Here is a 20,180-nt window from a genome sequence, read left to right on the forward strand (position 1 = left end):
TCACAATTATTCATTAAAAAGAGATAGAAAATAATTTTCAATCTTTGAAGTCTGCTCACGTATAGCGCTCATGGAATATAAAAATTTTTCCATCTGCTTTTGGTTAATATCAACGGTATCCATTGACTGTGAAATTGTATTCATGAAACTCGAAGCAGATTTTGTCATGTTGTTGATGATAACAATTGAGTTTAAAAAATCGTGTTTTAATTTATCTTTATCCGTAGAGTTCATGTTAAATTCCCGTGTGCAAATTGAAAAGGTGGTTCTTTACCAACAATTGTTTTAATCCATGGCACTTGGCGAAATCGATCTCGCGAATGGCCAGTGGCAAGATGAACGTCAATAAACCCCTTATCAAAAAGGAGTTTTGCGCAATCCTCGCCTCTAACATTGTTTCCTAGATCTGAATCAATATAAATAAGAGTATTCTTACAATAATTATTTATTTCATTTACGAACTCATCAAATGACGAATAGGTTGAAATACTTTGTCCAGCCTCTTCAGCCGCAAAGATCCAAGTCATTCGCATCATTTCATCATCATCAATAAAAACCACCGTATTTATAAGTTCTTTCTCTGGAGTCTCAATAATTTTAATATAAGGTACATAAGATTTTGGTATGATTTTAACGCCAATATTTTCACATCGATTTCGTATAGCAATATCTTCAAAGCAACTTGTAACTAAAATAGCTTTACCATTTAAATTAAGCTCTTCAATCACATCTAAACCATTTTTAACATCAGCGAGCAACTCATAATCCACTAAATATAATATTGGAGTTTCTGGATCAACTTTATACTGACCTAAGTCGATCGCGTTATAAAAATGAAACATTTTAACGTGTGAAATATTTGAAAACCGTTCATTCCATGCGTCATGGATGGATATATCGTCATCTAATACGACAATATTAGTACCATACCTAATATTCATTGAGTCACAGAACCAACTAGGGGGGTTAGACCGAATTAGAGTGATATGAATTTTTGTCCCAACTTTTTCTTCAGAGTGAATATACATTGAACCATTGATCTGCTCTAAATATTGTTTAGCATAAGATAAACCAAAACCAGCACCAGTTTTCTTATTAAAGCTAAATCCTTGCTCTGTAACCTTTGGCAAGATATCGGGAGGAATGCCGCAGCCATTATCTTCAATAATAATTTCGACATGCGTAGTATTGCATGTTAGAGAGATAATAATAGAGCCATTAGAATTAACTGCCTCAATACCATTATTAATGAGATTGGATAGAACGCGCTTAAAAGAATCAGGGTGTATCTTAGAAAAACAATTATATGAGTGGTCAGACCCAAGTAAGTTGATTTGGATTTTGGTTGCGTAATATTCATATCTTTTTTCTGCAACGATATTATCTAAAACTACAAATATTAATTCTGGAGAATTATTCATATATATTTCGCTACTTTTACAGTCAAGCAAATTATTTTTTGATTGTAAGAGTAGGTTATTAGCAATATCATTGATTCTTTTAGCTGCATTTCTGATCATAATGCGTTTATTTTCAGGAATCGATGTTACATCAGATACTGCGGTGTTTATTGCCGCTAATGGTGATCGGATATCGTGAGCAACAAGCTCAGCAATATTTTTTCTTACCTCGTAATAGGCTTTTTCTTTCTGTAAATTGATTATTTCTCGATGTTCATCAATAAATTTATTAGCAATTTGTCTATATTCATTAATTTCAACTTTTGCAAAATCAACAGCATTATTAGTTTGATGTGATGAAATAAAATCAAGCAAGTATTCGGTATTGTTTGCTATTTTTTTTCTCATAGAAAGGAATAGAAATAAGAAATTAAAAAGAAATATTCCAAGTACGATCAATAAAATTAACAAAAGACCATAGGACACTGGCAAAGTATAGATAGAATTATATTGCTTACTTGCAACCACCGAGCCCAATATCTTTTCATCATTTTTAATTAATGTTATACCAGAAATTTGCCCATTATCTTTTTTGCATAGAAGGTAATTGCTTTTGCTGTTTTCTTCGCAAGTACCTACATCTTCTATTTTATTTTTTAAAGGAACAAATGTTATTGAGTCTAGTTTGCGTTCATTACCTAAATTGTATAGTACTAAATCGAGAGCATCCTTATTATTAAGCAGCAGATACCTACCAATTTCATCAGTGGTAAATGAGTCATTAATAATTAAATTTCTGGAAAAAACACTCATCTGATTATGAAAATAATCTTTTGCAAGCATGAGTATAAATCCAAAAATAATAAATTGGATTAGAGCAGAATAGGCCATTTTCTTGATAAAAATTGCTTTGATTGAAGAGCTTTTATTTTTCATAAGCATATCCATTGCTATTAACTGATAAAATAACGTAATTGGTCGATCGATGAAATTGACCATTATGTAAATAAGCCCCGGTAATGCCAATATAATCAGTACTTAATATGCTGTTTGTATTGACGATACCGGTTCTATTCAATGCTTTCAAAATAATCTTCATCGAATCATAAGTGTATGCTGCCAATACAGTGGGTTTTTCATGGAATTTTTGAATATAAATATTTTCAAATTTAGTTAAAGCATCATAGGGCTGTATAAAATCCAAATTGCGGATAAAATGAGAGTGAATTACTTTATCATTTAGTCGCATAAAAAATGTTTGACTAACTGAAGAACCAAAGTTTTCTGTGCCAATAAAAACAGTGCTATGGTTATTCATAATATTGGCAATTTTTGCTGATGCTATTGCACCTGACAATAAAAAAACATATTGATATTTTCGTTCATTCAAAAAAAATCTCAATTTTCCCTCTATATCGCTGTCATTTTCTAGAAAATCGAATGTAGAATATTGTACGTGTTCATTTTTTAGAATGCTGGAATACACTTCCTTATACTTTAGCATCTCATCACGGTTAATTTCCGTTATAAGCAACACGTTGTTTATATTTTTATAGCGCTCATGTAAGTAGCTCATCATTTTGTCAGCTTGGTAATTATAGCTTGGCATAAAGATGAAAATATTCTTAGGTAGTTGATCAGAGTTGGTGGTGCTAGCGTAGGAAGTAAAAATAGGTATGGTGTCATTTTTCTGTTCTTTTACAGCTAATAACAAGTCTGATAGATATTCAAACCCAATAATTGCAGAGCAAGAGTCATTTACCATTTGATTATAAATATGCATTGGCTCTAATGGTCTGTTATTATAAAAATAGCTCTTAATCACAACTTTGTTAGAGGGATCATTTTCTTCTTTGGCAAGATATGCTGCATTTAAAAAAGACTGACCATATGATTTTAAATTTTCAACAATCCTACCGGTTAAACATATTTTAATTTTAGATTGTGCGTGAACAACAGTGGATATTAATATAGAAAACAATAAGATGATTGCCTTAGAGCTATTTAATAAATTCATTTAAAAGCTCACTAAAACGATCATTCTCTTCTAGATGTGGGTAGTGAGAAGATTTATTGAAAGTTATAATTTCATGATTGTTCGCCAATGCTATTTGGTGTCCGTTCATGACAAAATCGTGAAAACCATTTATCCATAATTTACGGATTTTAAGCTCATTAATATTAACAGAAAAATTCGCTTCTTTTGAATAAAGATCTTTTCTTACACTGATAAATGTGTTCATATCTAATGGTAAGTTGATGTTTTTTTGGACATTTTGGACCAAATCATAATATTCTAAATTGGCCCAATATAAATAAGGTCTCTCTATATTTTCTTGGAAAACTGGAGTTAATTGTTCTGATAGTTCCCAGATTTTATTAAGGTCAAGATTATTAATTTCATTTAATATTTTGTTATATAGCTCTAAATTACTTTTTTTCAGATAGGATAGGTCTAGCATTAAATTATTCAAACGAGGTGTTAGTATTGATTGAGCGGTAGAAACAAAAACACCAGGGATGGTAGACTCATAACTTTTGTAGTAATCAAAAAGAAGTTTTGCACCATAGCTATGTCCAATCAAAGCATTGATGTTAAGATTAAAATGGTCATCAAGGTATAGAATTATTTTTTGCAAATCATTTATATTATCTTGCTGTAATACTAGCTTTTTAATTTTATTAGATTTACCGCAATTTCGTTGATCATATAGAATAATATTGCACTGCAGAGAATTAAATAAATTATGATGATCAATAAGATACTCTATGGTTCCACAATTGAGACCTGGGCCACCATGAATGAAAAGAGCATAAGGTAGATTGGAGCTTTTAGTAAATCTGACTATATAAAATTCTTGATGTGGCAAAATATCTTTTTTGTAAGCTTTCATTAGTAATTATTTTCTCGAAATATTCTGCGGATCCATACAATTGGGGCAGCAAATTTAATGGCGGTATTTTTTATTTCTTTTTTCACTAATGTAGTTTTTTCATTTAAACAAACTAAGTCATAGCGAGCTGGTTCTTGTCCATGTCTTAAGATCCTGACAAATACTTCATCATTGTCCGCAATAATAATACAATCTTTGCCAATGGCACTCTCAATATTGTTGACTATTATACCGCCAACATAATTCCCAGGGTATAAGAAAGGGATCATGCCATCATCTTTTATAACGGTGTCAATAGAGTGTTGTAGTTCTCTGAATAGGAGTAATTCTTTAGCTATGTGGCTTTCGTCAGCCTCTTGGATATCTAGATCTTTTGTGATTATTGTGGCATTTTTACCAATGCCATGCATTAACCATGATTCTGTGCAATAAATATTTAACTCTTTAGCTCGTTTAACGATTTTTACAGCTCCCTGCTGGGATAAACCTCCTCCCCAGGCCAATTCCCATCCCTTTAATGATTGAGCAGTAAAATTAGAATCGCGACAAAAATCTTCTCGTGTAAAAGACAGGAGATGCTCGCGTATGAATCTTATTCTCTTGCCCCGAGACTCGGGGGATGAAACATTGTCTATTACAGGATTGCTCATATTTAAATAATTCAGTCAGGTGCATGTTTATTCTATGATATACCAAAATGGTTAATAAATCTTCGTAAGAATTTACCAAAAAAATAGTATAAAAAACATCAAAATACAATGCGTCATAGCATATAAGGTGTAACAAATCATTATAAATTTACCTTATTGGTAAAAAAATTATTGTAATTTTTACCATTGAGTGATAGTCTTATCTAAATAAATTAGATAAATAAAAGGATTTGTTGATGAAGTTTGATGTTGAGTTATACATTAATGCTAGGAAACAAATAGAAAAAAAGTTTCAATTATTGCCCTATGGTCCTAGATTAATTATTTATGAGCTATTAAATCTTGCAAATCCTTTTACAGGAATTGTATCTGACATTAGTTATCGTGATCTATCAAGATCCTTAGAGATTAAAACCGCTCCAGGTCGAATCAACAGTGGTGTTCCATCTAAGCAAACCATCAGAAATTTCATAAAGTCTATAGAACATGAGTGTGGTGAATACTTTCAAGTTATAACTGAAGGGCAAAATTTAAAATTTATATTCCCAGAGGTTCCTAAGATCTATGATCAATTGATTAGAAGGAAAGAATTTAACACAGATCTTAATTCACCTAAATCCCTTATAGATTCTGATAGAGAAGGAGATTTAGAGGCAAAATCTAACGTAGAAGTTAACAGAGAAGCTAACACACTAAAGAACTCTGCAAAGAATATTAATATATTTAATATAACTAACTCAAACAAACAAACTGACATTGCGAATAATGATTTTTGTCGCAGAAAAAAACAAATTGATGACAACTTTTACCCAAACGCAAAAACCATCGAAATAGCATTTTCCATGGGGCTAACTAAAGTCACCGATTTTCACGAAATTCAGGCTTTCATCAAACACAACAAGAAGCAAAACACTCAATGGGCGGATTTTAATCCAGTATTCATTAACTGGCTGGAAAGGGATGCCCAATATACTCAAAACAAACAACAAAAGGCACAAGGACAATTAAGGAGTCATTACAATGAGCGTGGTACCAATCAAAGCACTCTTCACCAAACACCACTCCAGAGAGTCAGCGAGCAGCATGGCATTTCAATCGAATCACTCTGGGGCAACTCCGGCGATGAACTCAACTCCGGTGCATTTATCGAAGGAACACTTGTCCAGGCTCTGGATGAGACTGACTGCAATCTACGGACAGCTTTTTATTAGTAAGCATGGGGAAAAGGATACGGGTGTTTGGTTCGCTGCACTTAAAGATTTAACTCCAAAAGCATTAGACAGTGGTGTGGAGCGATTAATGACCATGAGTAAAAGTGATAAGTTTTGTGAATTTCCACCCAACTGCCTTCAGTTTCGTGCTTTGTGCCTTGGTTTCTACAGTGATTTGCGCCTGCCTTCTGCTGCTCAGGCGCATAGAGAGGTTTTAAACAGCGCCTATTCAGCGAACCCAAACTGGAGTCACGCAATTGTTAAATTTACTGCTAAACGATTAGGGGTTAAATTTTTGGAAATTGATAATGAAGGTCATTCTTTTTCGGTATTTAAGGAGGCATATGAACAGGTATGTCATTTAATGAGACAAGGTCACCAGATCCCGGAAATTAAAGAGCAGGTGTTGCTCGCAAAGCCCCAATCAAAAGACATTGCAACAACACATCTTGCAAAAATACGCCAGTTATTGGGGGTTGCATGATGAAACAAATTCCATGTTTAAAACTGTTTACAAAGGAAGAGCTGTACTGTCTTTTAAACGCCTGCTCTGAGTCTTTGGCTCTGGCCTACCAGGAAATTCATGAATGCGATTTATGGCACATTGCGATGGAGGCACGATTGGCATGTGAAGCGCTTCGATTCGAGATTGATTCACAAAAAAAAGAGCATTCAATTCATTAACTAATAAAAGGAACACAGCATGCTAATACTTATACACAGAATCGAAAAAGCATCGAATTAAAGTTGTTGGTTTGGTTTATAACCAGGATATAAAAGGGATCACTAATGAATATAATAAAAACACTCATGCTATCCACAGTGCTAATAGTCATGAATGGGGCTGCTTTTGCTGAGACTGAATCAACGCTGGAAAACAATCGGAAGACTCATCTCTTCTCCTTAACTTATAATAAAATGACTGCTCAGAGAGGAGTCGACACTTTTAACAAGATTCTTAAAGGTGGCGGTCTTTATGCTCTTTTGCTTTCAATGAACACAGAGCTTCCTGATATAGCAAAAACAGCGGAGTTTGTAATGCTATTCAATGAGATTAATTCTACAAACCAAATTCTGTCACGCCTTCTAATGGAAATGCAAAAAAACAATCAATTATTACGCAAGAATACGCCCAATAAAGGAGTTGCTATGGATGGATAAGCAATCCTTTTAAAGCTACAAAAAAATATTATTCATTAAGTAGGAAAGAATAAAAAATGAGCATTAATTTAGTCTCAGGGGATTTCTTTACCCAAAAAAAGGAGATTTATTAAAAATGAAACAAATGAAGCTTAAAAAATCATCAGTATTCCTAAGCACCTTGCTTTTATCGGGAGCCGTGTTTTCGGCCTCTCTGGATAAAGAGGAGTTGGCTTCAGAGTGCCAATTTTTGGGAGCTAGTTTGAGCCAATTGGCAAAAGCCAACCTCAAAGAGTATTGCACAATCGATGTAGGTTATTCAGGAAGCATGGTGGAGCAGTCTGCCTCCTTAATTCGAGGCGAACGCATGGAACTTGCACGGGATAATCTCGATTTTGCGAATAGAACATTAGCACGCGTTGCATCTAATTATAACGATTGTCCTTATTTCTCATCAATGACACGACCTTTTACACAAAAAATCAATCATTTAATTCACGAATTAGATTCACTCAATCAGCGTTCATCAAACTAAAGGAGAGCATTATGAATGTAAGTGCAGTAATCAGAAAGAGCAGTATCAAGCTCTATGAATTTATGAGGTGGTCTCTGCCCTTGCTGGTATTAAGTTGGCTTATTGTTTTATGCCTTACCAATATAGGTCATGCAGAAGGTCAAAATTATTTGAGTGGGGTCAAAAGCGACGTCAGTGCAACCTTCGGTAAGAATTCGGATTTGCCTGGGTATTTGTATGCAGGAGAAACGCTGGTGGCGGGCGTTACCTGGATGAAAACCAAAAGTCCTTGGGTGTTTGTGGGATTGCCTTTACTCATGATCTTCACGCATTGGGGTTTAAGTTATGTCGCATAACTATTCCACATTTATGTTGTCAGAGGAACCACGCATAGCAGGGATTCCTTTGACCACTGGATTACCCGTGTATTTGCTCACGGGTATTGGATTACTAATTGGTTATGCACCGCAGCTTTTTGTGATTGGGGCCGTTTTAAGTTTAATCATGCATGTTCAGTTTGGTGGGCTGCCTTTACGGGTTTTATTAGGCATTATTTATTGGTCCTTACCGCATGCCATGACGACGCTTATTTTTAGGTCATTCCCTAATTCCGCGCATCGAATCTACGTGGGGTGAGTTTATGAATCGTGTATTTCGTGACAATGTGCTTTCAAAAAATAAAGTATTGCTTCATCTGACATTGGCTTGGGCAGTCACATCCACCATTGCGGTGTTCATTTTGGGTGGGCTTTGTGTTCATGTTGTTAATAACAAAGAAACTCATTGGTTGCCCATCTGTACTGAGGATGGTTACTTCTTGAGTAACTCCTCCTTTTCACCTTCTTATATTAAAGACATGACTAAAAAGGTCCTTCAATTACGATTAACCTACAATCCAGACACGGTAGCAGCTCGATTTGCTTCATTAGTCCATTTAATTCCTGCGTCTCATCAAGAGGCATTCAAAACCATTCTGGACTCAGAGTCTTTAGTGGTGAAAGAAAAAAATATTAGTTCCGTGTTTTATGAAAAGAACATTCACATTGATGAATCCACTCTGCAAGCCAAGGTAGATGGAACGTTAAATCGAACCAGTCATGGTCTTGAAGTGAAACCACAAAAGAAAGTGTATTTAGTCCAGTTTGCGCACTTTAACGGGATGATGTGGCCTAAGACTATTAAGGAGATCCGTCAATGAACGCACTTCAAATCCTCGTGTTAAGTAGCGTGTTTGCTACCTCACTGCATGCAGGCAATACGGCAGCCACGCTTAAATTTGAAGAAGGAGAGCGATTTACGCTGTCTTTGTCTTCGCTTAACTTTAATCGCATTGATGTAGAAGGTGAACGAATAGTTAAAGTCAGCTTCCCTGAGCACTCCTTTATTGTAGAGCAAAGCAAAGAATCTGAGAATGATTTAGATGGTGCTGTGGTTTTAAAGCCCTTAGCGCATATTCCGTTAACCGTCTATTTCACAACAAATCTGAATCATCATTTCTCAGCCACTGTATCTCCCACTGAGGATTTAGGTAAGACCATTAAATTGGTATCTAAAAAATTAAAAGGGTTTGATTATGCTAAGGTGCAAGAGCAGAGCCAATACCAACAAAGTGATTTAATGACAGCGCTTATGGAGGGAACCACACCTTCTGGTTTTCAAGAAGTGGGGATTAAACCCGCAACTTTCCGTCTAAATAAACAGTTAAAAGTAACCCTGGTGAAACAATACCGAGGCAAAGAGTCTTCGGGCTATGTATATCGCATCGAAAATCAATCCAGTAAACCCATGGAATTAACGCCAACATTATTCGAACACTCCAAACTGATAACGATGGAGTTGTCCGAAAAAATGTTGCAACCCAGTCAAACCGCCTATTTTTATGGCATTTACCGTGAACAATCCAACATCGGGTAATAAGGAAGCGTGTCATGATGAAACCGTTTAAAAAGTTAATGAATAAAAGTAAAAAAGCCAATCTTAATCAAAGTGCCAAAATGGAGCAGCTTCGTAATGGCTTGGTTTTTCTACTGCTTGGTGGACTGTGTTATGGATTCTATTTTTATTCGTCAAAGCCACAATCTAGGCTTCCTGCAAATAAAAAGCCTGTGTTTGATGGGGTATTAGACAGCGCCTTTAGTAAATTAAGTGATGAGGCCGTACTTGAAAAACAACAACGCCAAATTGATGCACTCAAAGCCTTGGTAGAAAAAAATAAAAAGAGCACACCTAATAAATCAGACGATCTGGTTTCCGAAAACCAAGCTTTATTAAGCGCCATGCAAAAACAATTAGAGCAGCTTGCGCTTGAAAATAAAGAAATCAACGGAAAACTACAGGTGGCGCTTCTTAAAAATTCACAAACCAGTTTAGCGGCGGTGGTCGCAAGACCGCCTACGCGTGAAGAAATAGAGGCCCGTCATAAACAACGGATTTTGGATGAAAAAGCTTATTATGGCAAAGCAGGCCTTGAAACGGTTCATTTTAATTACCGCCGTCAGCAAAAAGAAGAGCGTACACCAGATAATTACGTATGGGCAGGAACCCATGCTGAAGGATTTTTACTCAGCGGGGCAAAAGGGGATGCTGGGATTAATGGTGCTAAAAATATGGGAACGGCACTGATTCGCTTGGATTCTAATGGAATTATGCCCAACAACCGTCATTCACGCCTTAATGGCTGTCTGGCTATTGTCTCTACGTATGGTGATTTGTCTGATGATGCGGTAGTGATGCACCTTGAAACCCTCTCGTGTGCGAAACCTAATTTAAGTTTTGAGCAAAAGGTGTATGGGGCAGTGTATGACTTGGATGCGATGCAAGACTTACGCGGTACGTCCATTTTAAAAACCAAACCTCTTTTAGAATACAGTGCGGCTGCAGGGATTTTAGCAGGCTTTGGGGATGGGCTTAAAAACCTCAATACGGCTCAGACCATTAATCCAGGTGCGGGCACCATTACGACTTATGGTCAGGCCTCCACCCTCATGCAATCAGCAGCAGGAGGAGCGGTAAGTAATCCGGCCAATAAAATCTCCGATTACATTATGAAAATCGCCGATATTTATCACCCTCTGGTGGTGGCGCGTGCAGGAAGACGTGTGTCCATCATGTTTACTAAAGGTTTTTGGATTGATAGGGCGCACCAATCCTTTGAATCGGGTAAATCCATTGATAATCAATCGGCTCAAAATGAAGCTGCGATTACAACAACCATTAGCCGAGCAGGTGGTGAAGCAGGGGAGAGTAGGAGTGGAGAGCCTTCAACGCCGCAATCCCCGTTTCAATCCGATACGCAAACGGCACAGCAATTTTTAAATCAGAATGGGATGCCCAATCAACCCCTCTTTTCAACCGTTAATCCTACAGGAGACGTACATGGTTAAAGCATGGCTTGTTTTGCTCTGTTGTTGTTCGGCAGTGACGCTTACGGGGTGTTCACGATCCATTTTTGATCATCAAGATGTTCGCTGTCCTTTTGTCGAGCGTGGTGGGTGCCAAAGCATGGAGCAGGTGAATCGTATGGTGGATGCACGGCGATTTACACCGGATGGGCAATACGTGCAACAAGAGCAATGTGTAGGCTGCAGCACCTACTCAAAATAAATGAAACGGAACTTTTTTAGGATTACCTATGTTCGCAACACTAAAAAAATACGTCCAGGGTTTTAGGGATTCAATCGATGACTATTTGGTTGAAGGGGAGGAGGAGTCGTCTTCCCAAAATGCCTTAAATGTTGGCGATCACCAATACCCTCTTTTTTGTAAGGAACTTCCTTATCATTATTATGATGAGGAATCGCACTTATTTATTAATCGCTGGAACTCAGGCTTATTGTATCGCATCACACCGTTAACCGGCGCGAATGAAAAAATTGCAGAGCAGTTGGATTCGATTTTAAGAACGAAGGTTTCTGATGAATTTAGCTTACAGCTCATCTTAGTCAAACACAATCAAGTGGGACCTGAGCTGGATGCTTTTTCAAATCAGTTCATGACTCACGATTTTGAGCAGTTAAGTGTGATGGGTAAAAGCCTTCGTTCGTTTTATGGTGAGGCCGCAGTTCATGGATTTAAAACCAATACCAATGTCAATCCTAGGATTACACAAACCGAATGTTATGTCGTAGTTGATAAAATCAATGGAAAAAACGAGGAAGACGTTAAAGCCCACTTTGCTCAATTTCGTATTGCTTTTGAAGCCTCGCTCATATCAGCCAAAATTGGTTTTAGAACCTGTAATGCTGAAGAGTTATTACGCTTACTTCATTTTTATCTGGCTCATGAACCCGATAATATTTACCCAAAATCCTCTTCTTATGATCCGACACAATTAATTAAACATCAGGTGGTTGGCCGTGATTTTGATATAGAGGTAGCCAAAGAAGGCCTGCTTTTTAGTGGGGTTAATAATCAAGGAGTGGCTTTTGAAACCGTGGCTTCCGTGATGACCATTGATGGCTTGCCAGGTGAATACCATCTTTGGGACAATATTAATAACAGCGCCAATATTTTTCACCCAGAGCAAAGCATTCCCTGTAATCACATTATTTCTGTTACCTACCTGGTTGACGAGCAAAACAAAGCGCAGGGGCGTGCGAATCGCAAGACCAGTGATTTGGATAAAAAAGCGAAGGGCGATTATGCGCTGCATGTTGCAGGTACCGAAAAAAAAGCGCGTGAATGGCGTCATTTTCGTGATGATTTGGCTTCCGGAAAGACCCGCTCTTGTAAGATGCTGTATAACGTCGTGCTATTTTCCAGACGCTCCGAATATGCCCGCGATATAGAAGCGGCGCGTACATGCTTTGCCTACAATGGTATTAAGCTTGCTTTAAGCCGTAGGATGCAATCCCCCTATTTTTTGGCAACCCTCCCTTTTTTATTTACGAATCATCTCCAAAAGGGATTTCAGCTACCCACGATGATGTGGCCTATTTCCTCATGGAATGCGACTCAATACATGCCCATTCTTTCGGATTGGGCGGGGACTGGGCGGGGCATTTTATTGCCGACACTACGCAACCAATTTTCCTGTATCGATCCGTTCTCGGGTAAGTTGGGCACGAATTACAACATTTCTGTGACCGGCACGTCCGGTGGAGGTAAAAGTTTTTTCATTCAAATGCTAATGCTCAACGTGCTGTTTAACGGAGGGGATCTCTTTATTGTCGATGTAGGGGGAAGTTATAAGAAGTTATGCCATGCCTTAGGTGGTGTTTATCTGGAATACTCCAATTTGGCAATGAACCCCTTTACCCATGTCACCAACATTGGCAAAGAAATACAGCATATTCTTTCTTTATTTCAATTATTAGCGTGCTCTAAGGATGGGGCCAGTGATGATTCCCGAGGAACGTTACGAGAGGCAATACTGCAGGCGTTTTTTGAGCATCAACAAACCACTTTAATTGATCATGTGCAGTCTAAGCTTCTGGAATTGCATCAGAACGACCGAGAAAAATACCCTACAGGAAAAATTCTGGCGAAAAATCTTGATCCTTATTGTACTCATTCAGAGCATGGGACGGTCTTTAATGCGCCATCTAAATTAGCGCCTGATGCACGCATTATTGTCGTGGATTTAAAAGAAATTGAGGACGATGAACACATTCGTGCGCCTGTATTACTGTCTATTTTGTCTCAGTTTCAAGGCCGTATGTTTAATTCTGATCGCAGCCGTCAAAAAATGTGCATCATTGATGAAGCCTGGTCCTTATTCTCTGGTGATCAAATTGCAGTTAATTTCATTAACCGAGGTTTTCGTACAGGACGGCGGCATAATGCTTCTTTTGTGACGATTACGCAAGGTATCGATGATTATTACGCCTTTCCTGAAGCACGTGCTGCTTGGGAAAATTCTGCAATCAAACTCATTTTTCTTCAAGATGCAGATTCGCTGGCCAAACACCAACAAGAACATAACACGTTTTCTGATTTTGAATTTAAATTACTTTCTTCATTTCCTAAAGCGAAGGAGGCTGGATTTTCACAAGTTCTGATTCGTGCAGACGGTATTTCTTCGTTTAATCGACTTTTTGTTGATCCGTTTACACGGGTCCTATTGTCTTCCGATGGTCGCGATTATCAGGCAGTAATGGATTATATCGCACAAGGGCGCTCGTATATTCATGCAGCCATGTTGGTAGCCAACAAACATTATGGTTTATCCAAAAGTGTGTTGGTAGAGGGAGGTCTTGCCGATGCTGCGTAATTATAAAGCCCAACTCTTAATTCTAGCGGGTTTGGTTTTGTCTGGCATGGTGTTATGGAGCATGCACAAGACCACACCGATTGCTGTAGTGGATATGCAGCGCTTACTGAATCAGCCGGCAGTTTTATTGAGCCAAAGTAACTTATCAGAACAAGAACAAAAGAGGGTGTTAAAGCAGTATTCGTCGTTGTTGCCTCAGACCTTGTCTCAGTATGGGGCTTCTCATCATGTGACCTTAATCACCGCAACAGTGATCTCCAGTGGACCCTTCGATGTGACGGATGAGGTGATTGCAGCAACCTTGGAACAGTTGGGTGCATTATGAAGAAAGTAGCGGGTTTGATTGCAGCACTCTTAATGAACGGAGCTCCGGCATATGCCAAAAACTTAGGCAATTACGGCCAGCTTTTTCCTGTTATTGAGCAGGACATCCGCCAGGTCATCATGGCGAAGCTGCATCGCTTAGAGCAAACAGGCGCCCTGAAACAGCATCAGCAACACATGGTGGCGCGAGTAGAGGAGCACGTGAGAAGACCAAAACCTCTTCATTTACCTACGACGAACACTCCTAAAACGCATGAATTAGATCCAAGTATCGTCGTGAATCATACGCTTTATACCCATGATGGGGCGATGATTGCGAAGAAAGGGGCACACCTTAATCCTTTTGAACGCGTGTCCTTTTCTAAAACGCTGTTTTTCTTCGATGCTGATGATCCGAAGCAACTTGCCTGGGCCAAAGCGCATTATAAGCATTTTGATCAGGTGAAATTTATTTTAACCGGAGGGGATGTTAAGGAAGCCTCTGAAGCTTTGGGTTCGATTTATTTTGATTTGGAAGGGCGCTTGAGTCGTTATTTTCACTTAAAGCATGTGCCTTCAATAGTCAGCCAGAAGGGATTGGTTTGGCGTATTCAAGAAATTGGGCAACACGAGCTACACAAATAGGAGTAGGTACTATGAATAAAAAAACAGTGATTAAAATAACCAAAGGCATTGGTTCGCTTAGCGTGTATGGGATTTATCATCTGTTTATTGGATTAATTCTCACCTTCATTTTTTCTCAACATCCTCATGAGTTACTTCATGAATTAAACGTAAACTCATGGCCTGCTTACTTAGCTGTAGCGGGTGTTGTGATTGGAATTTATTTATCCCTGTCTTCCTGCCTTTCATTTTGTGAGGGAACAGCAAACCATCAATACCGAATCTTTGATTGGAATAAGGTTACTTTTTATATAGAAATTTTAGTCCATATGACCTGGATTTTGCTCCCAGCACTCTTAATCCAGCATGCCGAATCGCTAAGAGCATTGAATCATTCATTAATTATTTTGGGTGTTGTTTTTTTCTTAAGCTTTGCAATGAGAAGACGCAATCGTCTGCAAATTATTGGTGGATTACTATGATGCGTCGATTCATTTCCCTAATAGCACTGCTTTTTTTACTGAGCCCGCTTAGCGGCATCTATGCCTCGCAGTGTAAAGGGCACTTCGTCAATCCAATTACCGATGTCTGCTGGAATTGTTTGTTTCCACTCACCATTGGCAGTAGTGAGGTGGTTAAAAGCAGTTATCCTGATACAAAAAATCCAGGTAATCCTTTGTGTTTATGCCCTACACCCATTGGAGAACGCTTAGGCGTCACTATTGGTTATTGGGAACCAGCGGCCTTGGTTGATGTAACTCCTAAACCATGGTGCATGGTCAATTTAGGAGTGCAACTGAATGTCACTAAAAAAGGGTTCGGGGGCTCACAAATGCCGGAGACGGATGGACGCGGTGCGTTTTATTACGTTCATTGGTACAAATACCCTCTGGTCTATTGGTTGCAAGTGTTAACGTCCTTAGGGTGTATGGAAACTGAAGATTTTGACATCTTATATCCGTCGGAGTTAGACCCCACTTGGAATGATTCAGAACTGGCCTTTGTTCTAAATCCTGAAGCCGTTTTATTTACCTCCCCGCCTGCAAGAGCTTCTTGTGCCTTTGATGCGACCAAAGCACTTGCAGGCACTGCCGTGAACAGTCTTTTTTGGTGTCAAGGTGCCCAAGGCTCTACGTATCCATTAACGGGGTTTGTTGCGCATCAAGCAAGTCCTATAAGTACCGCAGCCTTACTTGCAGAACGCGTTGACTTTAAATTGCATCGACCACCGACACCTGCGATTCGCGATTCAATAGGCCAAGATTGGCCTGCTGTATGTCATACCTATGCATCGAGCATTATGCCCAAAGACCGTTATCGTTATCAGTTGGTGAATACTTTGCCTGAAGCGCGTCAATGCCATCCGTTTGGGCAATCGGTGATTGGGTGGGAAGCAGGGCACACCTATCCAGGTGATGGAGACAATTTTGGGTTTTTGATTTGGAAGAAAAGAAACTGTTGTTTTCTTTAAATGATGGGGATGAATCATGAATGCATTTGGAATTTTTTTAAGTAGCCTGTTTTTAGTCACGGCAAGCCATGCCAATGTGAATGATTTTATTAATGCGGCATCGACAATGGGGAAGGCTGCGCAGGATTCAGTAAGCCAGGTCACGTTGGCTCATTGGAATGCGACATCCAATCAATCAAGTGCCCAAAATAAGACCTTGATTGATCAGATTATTGAACGTTCACGTCAAGAAGTGCCCGTTGCTCAAAAAGGCCAAACGGTTGATGGAGCCGTATTATTTGTTTCTTTTTCCATGCCAGAGCCCTTGTTGTTTTCACTGAGCAATGAGGCGGCTTCTTATAAAATTCCAGTTGTGATTAATGGTCTGATTGAGGGGGATTTTAAAAAAACCATAACAGCGTTTTCCAAGCTTCATGCTAAGGCCAAGGAGTCCAAATGGGCGTTTAATGGGGTATCGATTGATCCTCTATGGTTTGAACAGTTTCATATCACTGCGGTGCCTGCACTTGTTGTGAGCAAAAGGCCGAGCTCCTGTGGACAGCAATTACTTTGTCCCGAACAGACTTATGATGTGGTGTATGGCAATGCATCTATAAAAAACAGTTTACAACTCATTGCACAGAAAGGTGACAGTGCAAACGAGGTGGCGCAGGCGCTTTTGGAGAACGCTCATGTCTAAGTGGGTTGTGTTTATGACATTACTCTCTATGGGATGTTTTGCGAATCAAACAGGAACGGATTTTAAAACCTTTAATAATTACGCCAAATCGTTAAACGCCCAACCTAAAGATGCCATGCACGGGTTTGATCCCCATGCTCTTTTTGAACAGTACACAGAGCACCCTGAACAAGAAGGGTATTATCAAGGGGTTCAAAAGGAACAAACGGATTTATCCAGTCAAGCTCAAGCGGCGATTAAAAATGATCCTGGTGCCCAAACAGTCATTGATCATTTTGGAACAAACCAATTTGAACTCAATCTTGCCAATTCCGTATTGGCTCAATCCCAATTGATTCAGGATGAAAGTTATGCGATTACGCACGGTCTTTCCAATGATCGCGTTCAATGCTCAAATCAAAAGCCTGTCTGCACGATGAAGACGCATGAAGAACAATGCTTTAGCTCTCGTTTATTACCCGATCAAACGTGCACCAAGCACCTTAAGGTGCTGGTGGATTCTGAAAAAGTGGTGCAACGCGCTGATTTTTCGTTTTCGGTCGCTAAAAAATGGACCGGAGTGATTAGTGTGAATTTGGTGACTGGAGCAATCACTAATGCCGTGGCGGGCTCGGTTCCTTATCCCATTCGGATGAAGCATCCTTGTGATGGAATGAGTGCCACTATTCATTCGATACGAAATAATGGTGCGAATGCTTATTGGGTTCAGGTGATTGGCACCCCAACGTGCGCTAATAATGGGTTGTTGACCTTTTATATTAATAAAGGATGGGGCCGAATCTATCCCATTCAAGTTGCTTTGACGGTCACAGCACACTCCAAACCCTATATTAGCCAAGAGTATTGGGACAGTAATTGCACGAGCTTTGAAAATAAGGGCTCGCTGTGTCGAGTAAAAAAAGAACAATGCACGGATACTCAATCACCTAAAGTAATTGATGGCCTTCCTGTATCACGCGCTTGTTGGGCAAACGAACTGACGTACTCCTGTTCCAGTAGCGCCGCTGATGAATGCATCGTACAGAAAAACAAAGGGTGTTTTCAAACAGGCTCTGAGTGTGCTCGTTTTGATAAGCAGGCTTGTGCCCTGTATAAGCAAACGTACAGCTGTCAGGAAAATGTGTGTGAAGCACCTATCGAATGCATTAAAGACTTATTTTGTGCCGATGGTGACTGTACAGAGCATTCCCAAACCCAAAACAGTGATTTTGGGCAAAGCGTTTCTTCTTTAGCGGTTGTGGGGGAAGCGGGGCATGAATTAAGTCAACAGTCCAATGCATCTCTTTTTGGCGGACAGGCAGTGCAATGCAAAATATGGCCCTTAGATATTATTGATTGCTGTCATGATAAAGGATGGGGAAAAGACATTGACTTAGTTCATTGTCGTGAGGAAGACAAAGCGCTAGGAAAAGCTAAGTTAAATTATGTTGCGCATTATCTAGGTGAGTTTTGTAGTGAAAAAGTGGCTGGGGTTTGTTTAGAACACAAACGCTCTTACTGCGTCTTTCCAAGCAAAATGGCGCGAATTATCCAGGAGGCTCGCCTTATACAAATTAATGGTCATGGTTTGGGTGATGCAGAGCATCCAACCTGTTCAGGAATGAGTGTTGCGGAACTGCAGAAGATGGATTTGGGTCGGGTTGATTTTGTTGAGCCCATCTATCCTTTTGGTCATGGGACACCCAATAAAGCGGCAGGGATTGCAGGCGATCTAAAGATCAAATCTCAAGATCCTAAAAAATCCATTGATGAAGTAGCTCTGCGAATGCAAAAAAAGGCAGGTGAATTATGAGCCGCCTGTTGATGCTGATAGTATGGGGACTGTTCGTGGCATCGCTTCATGCAGACATTGTGCAGGAGCATGCAAAAGGATTTCATTGGTATAGCGTTGAAGAGGCGCCCAAACCGATTAAAAAAATAGTGCAGCCACGACCTGCAACCGTTGCGAAATCCCCTTATGAGCGCTTAATGGATAAACGTCAGGCCACACTGAATAAGTTGGCCGAGGCGTTGCTCTCTCCTTCATTTGATTCAACACATGAATACATGAAGGCGCAGATGGATTATTCAAAAAATAACCAGCAATTTGTACGCTATTGGCAACAAGTCTTATTAGTCCATCCTGAATTGGATAGCACGCTTAATTTTCCAACCGATAACTCAGCGATTGCAGTACGCAATGATGCACAAAAAGTATTAATCAACAAAGTCATTCATGAAAGCAGTGCGCGTTTCGGCTTTATCTTATTTTATCGTGGCACGAGCTCCATTTCACAAAAAATGGTCATGCATTTGCTTCCCTTTATTAAAGAATATGGTTTTTCCATGATTTCAGTCAGTACGGATGGCCAACTCATTGATGGACTTCCTAATCCTAAATCAATTCCTCTGGAAATGGTTCAAAAACAAGTAGCACTTGAGGCGAAGTACATGCCCGCTCTTTATTTTGTGGATTTAAAGAGTAACAAGATGTCGCCAGTGTCTTATGGGTTTTTATCTTTAGAAGAGTTGAGAGAGCGCATTTTTGATGTGATGACGCAGTTTAAACGGTTTAGTTATGAAGGAGTGAATGAATGAAAAAAAGGTTCTTTTTAATCGTGCTATTCCTTCTCAGCACAGAGGCGTTTGCGAATGTAGCACTGAATGAATTAACCCAGCTCTTAAATAAAAAACAAGAGCAACAGGAAATGGCGCGTACCAAGAACAAAAGAATCAATGCGCTTTCGGAACAACATTACTTTATTTTTATATACCGCTCCACATGCCCTCATTGTCATCAATTTGCGCCCATACTTCGTGATTTTGCATCCAGTTTTCATATCCCTGTAGAGGCTTACAGTTTGGATGGAGAGTCTTTGGATGGATTTGATTCAGCCAATTTAACACCCGAACTGTTTCAAACCCTATATGTGTCTGGTGAATACAAGCCCGTAGTGCCAGCCCTGTATCTCGTGAATCGTCCTACCAATCAAGCGTATGCCGTGTTGTTTGGTGAGGCAGAGCCTGCACAACTTGCAAACCGCGTGGATGAACTGATGACGCATTTGGAGGAAAAATTTCATGATGAGTAGATTCACAACTTC

The 20,180-nt window shown here is 39.2% G+C and carries 25 protein-coding genes; 20 read left to right on the top strand and 5 right to left on the bottom strand.

What is annotated here, in order from left to right; genetic code table 11:
• Positions 1-6 precede the first annotated feature (6 nt).
• Genes LOX96_RS08630 through LOX96_RS08650 form a run of 5 tightly spaced genes read right to left on the bottom strand, consistent with a single transcriptional unit; the run spans position 7 to position 4,797 of the window.
• Positions 7-234, bottom strand: coding sequence for a hypothetical protein (locus LOX96_RS08630; protein ID WP_010655315.1), 228 nt, complete (start codon positions 232-234; stop codon positions 7-9).
• Positions 231-2,336, bottom strand: coding sequence for a sensor histidine kinase (locus LOX96_RS08635; protein ID WP_058478531.1), 2,106 nt, complete (start codon positions 2,334-2,336; stop codon positions 231-233). The genes LOX96_RS08630 and LOX96_RS08635 overlap by 4 nt, the downstream gene beginning before the upstream one ends.
• Positions 2,326-3,417 carry an ABC transporter substrate-binding protein gene (locus tag LOX96_RS08640; protein WP_058478532.1) on the bottom strand — a complete coding sequence of 364 codons (1,092 nt, stop codon included), beginning with the start codon at positions 3,415-3,417 and terminating at the stop codon, positions 2,326-2,328. The genes LOX96_RS08635 and LOX96_RS08640 overlap by 11 nt, the downstream gene beginning before the upstream one ends.
• Positions 3,401-4,294 (bottom strand): alpha/beta fold hydrolase, encoded by an 894-nt coding sequence (locus LOX96_RS08645; RefSeq protein WP_058478533.1) that lies wholly within the window; start codon positions 4,292-4,294, stop codon positions 3,401-3,403. Before LOX96_RS08645 ends, LOX96_RS08640 begins: the two co-directional genes overlap by 17 nt.
• The gene (locus LOX96_RS08650) at positions 4,294-4,797 is read right to left on the bottom strand and encodes a hypothetical protein (RefSeq protein WP_230305524.1); all 504 of its coding nucleotides are present in this window, start codon (positions 4,795-4,797) and stop codon (positions 4,294-4,296) included. The genes LOX96_RS08645 and LOX96_RS08650 overlap by 1 nt, the downstream gene beginning before the upstream one ends.
• Positions 4,798-5,180: 383 nt before the next feature.
• Between LOX96_RS08650 and LOX96_RS08655 the strand changes: the two genes are divergently transcribed.
• The 20 genes from LOX96_RS08655 to trbB all read left to right on the top strand — a co-directional run bounded on the left by LOX96_RS08655 (position 5,181) and on the right by trbB (position 20,168).
• Complete coding sequence (locus tag LOX96_RS08655) at positions 5,181-6,155, top strand: hypothetical protein (protein ID WP_058478534.1); 975 nt, start codon at positions 5,181-5,183, stop codon at positions 6,153-6,155.
• The gene (locus LOX96_RS08660; RefSeq protein ID WP_058478535.1) at positions 6,118-6,639 is read left to right on the top strand and encodes a hypothetical protein; all 522 of its coding nucleotides are present in this window, start codon (positions 6,118-6,120) and stop codon (positions 6,637-6,639) included. The genes LOX96_RS08655 and LOX96_RS08660 overlap by 38 nt, the downstream gene beginning before the upstream one ends.
• Entirely contained in the window at positions 6,636-6,839 is a 204-nt protein-coding gene (locus LOX96_RS08665) for a hypothetical protein (RefSeq protein ID WP_231296978.1), read from the top strand. Before LOX96_RS08660 ends, LOX96_RS08665 begins: the two co-directional genes overlap by 4 nt.
• A gap of 105 nt (positions 6,840-6,944) precedes the next feature.
• The gene (locus LOX96_RS08670) at positions 6,945-7,316 is read left to right on the top strand and encodes a hypothetical protein (RefSeq protein ID WP_058478536.1); all 372 of its coding nucleotides are present in this window, start codon (positions 6,945-6,947) and stop codon (positions 7,314-7,316) included.
• A 115-nt stretch (positions 7,317-7,431) separates the two neighbouring features.
• Positions 7,432-7,830, top strand: coding sequence for a hypothetical protein (locus LOX96_RS08675; RefSeq protein WP_058478537.1), 399 nt, complete (start codon positions 7,432-7,434; stop codon positions 7,828-7,830).
• Positions 7,831-7,841: 11 nt separating this feature from the next.
• A complete protein-coding gene (locus LOX96_RS08680; RefSeq protein ID WP_010655325.1) occupies positions 7,842-8,165 on the top strand; it encodes a type IV conjugative transfer system pilin TraA in 324 nt (107 codons plus the stop codon).
• Positions 8,155-8,445, top strand: a complete 291-nt coding sequence (gene traL, locus LOX96_RS08685; RefSeq protein ID WP_058460907.1) for a type IV conjugative transfer system protein TraL — start codon at positions 8,155-8,157, stop codon at positions 8,443-8,445. The genes LOX96_RS08680 and traL overlap by 11 nt, the downstream gene beginning before the upstream one ends.
• A 4-nt stretch (positions 8,446-8,449) precedes the next feature.
• The gene (locus LOX96_RS08690) at positions 8,450-9,007 is read left to right on the top strand and encodes a TraE/TraK family type IV conjugative transfer system protein (RefSeq protein ID WP_058478538.1); all 558 of its coding nucleotides are present in this window, start codon (positions 8,450-8,452) and stop codon (positions 9,005-9,007) included.
• Positions 9,004-9,723, top strand: coding sequence for a type-F conjugative transfer system secretin TraK (gene traK, locus LOX96_RS08695; protein ID WP_058478539.1), 720 nt, complete (start codon positions 9,004-9,006; stop codon positions 9,721-9,723). Before LOX96_RS08690 ends, traK begins: the two co-directional genes overlap by 4 nt.
• Positions 9,724-9,737: 14 nt before the next feature.
• Positions 9,738-11,192, top strand: a complete 1,455-nt coding sequence (locus LOX96_RS08700) for a TraB/TrbI/VirB10 family type IV secretion system protein (protein ID WP_058478540.1) — start codon at positions 9,738-9,740, stop codon at positions 11,190-11,192.
• Positions 11,185-11,412 carry a hypothetical protein gene (locus tag LOX96_RS08705; protein ID WP_058478541.1) on the top strand — a complete coding sequence of 76 codons (228 nt, stop codon included), beginning with the start codon at positions 11,185-11,187 and terminating at the stop codon, positions 11,410-11,412. The genes LOX96_RS08700 and LOX96_RS08705 overlap by 8 nt, the downstream gene beginning before the upstream one ends.
• A 28-nt stretch (positions 11,413-11,440) precedes the next feature.
• Complete coding sequence (gene traC, locus LOX96_RS08710; protein WP_058478542.1) at positions 11,441-14,020, top strand: type IV secretion system protein TraC; 2,580 nt, start codon at positions 11,441-11,443, stop codon at positions 14,018-14,020.
• Complete coding sequence (gene trbI, locus LOX96_RS08715; protein ID WP_058478543.1) at positions 14,010-14,345, top strand: type-F conjugative transfer system protein TrbI; 336 nt, start codon at positions 14,010-14,012, stop codon at positions 14,343-14,345. The genes traC and trbI overlap by 11 nt, the downstream gene beginning before the upstream one ends.
• The gene (traW, locus tag LOX96_RS08720) at positions 14,342-14,968 is read left to right on the top strand and encodes a type-F conjugative transfer system protein TraW (RefSeq protein WP_058478544.1); all 627 of its coding nucleotides are present in this window, start codon (positions 14,342-14,344) and stop codon (positions 14,966-14,968) included. The genes trbI and traW overlap by 4 nt, the downstream gene beginning before the upstream one ends.
• 11 nt (positions 14,969-14,979) lie before the next feature.
• A complete protein-coding gene (locus tag LOX96_RS08725; protein WP_058478545.1) occupies positions 14,980-15,429 on the top strand; it encodes a hypothetical protein in 450 nt (149 codons plus the stop codon).
• Positions 15,429-16,418 carry a conjugal transfer pilus assembly protein TraU gene (traU, locus tag LOX96_RS08730; protein WP_058478646.1) on the top strand — a complete coding sequence of 330 codons (990 nt, stop codon included), beginning with the start codon at positions 15,429-15,431 and terminating at the stop codon, positions 16,416-16,418. Before LOX96_RS08725 ends, traU begins: the two co-directional genes overlap by 1 nt.
• Positions 16,419-16,434: 16 nt before the next feature.
• Positions 16,435-17,097: a type-F conjugative transfer system pilin assembly protein TrbC gene (gene trbC, locus LOX96_RS08735; protein WP_058478546.1), complete on the top strand. Its 663-nt coding sequence runs from the start codon at positions 16,435-16,437 to the stop codon at positions 17,095-17,097.
• The gene (gene traN / locus LOX96_RS08740) at positions 17,090-18,889 is read left to right on the top strand and encodes a type-F conjugative transfer system mating-pair stabilization protein TraN (RefSeq protein ID WP_058478547.1); all 1,800 of its coding nucleotides are present in this window, start codon (positions 17,090-17,092) and stop codon (positions 18,887-18,889) included. Before trbC ends, traN begins: the two co-directional genes overlap by 8 nt.
• Positions 18,886-19,674 carry a type-F conjugative transfer system pilin assembly protein TraF gene (gene traF, locus LOX96_RS08745; RefSeq protein ID WP_058478548.1) on the top strand — a complete coding sequence of 263 codons (789 nt, stop codon included), beginning with the start codon at positions 18,886-18,888 and terminating at the stop codon, positions 19,672-19,674. Before traN ends, traF begins: the two co-directional genes overlap by 4 nt.
• Positions 19,671-20,168 carry a type-F conjugative transfer system pilin assembly thiol-disulfide isomerase TrbB gene (trbB, locus tag LOX96_RS08750; protein WP_058478549.1) on the top strand — a complete coding sequence of 166 codons (498 nt, stop codon included), beginning with the start codon at positions 19,671-19,673 and terminating at the stop codon, positions 20,166-20,168. The genes traF and trbB overlap by 4 nt, the downstream gene beginning before the upstream one ends.
• Positions 20,169-20,180: the final 12 nt, after the last annotated feature.

The organism is Legionella maioricensis, from assembly GCF_023618015.1.
Lineage (GTDB): Bacteria > Pseudomonadota > Gammaproteobacteria > Legionellales > Legionellaceae > Legionella > Legionella maioricensis.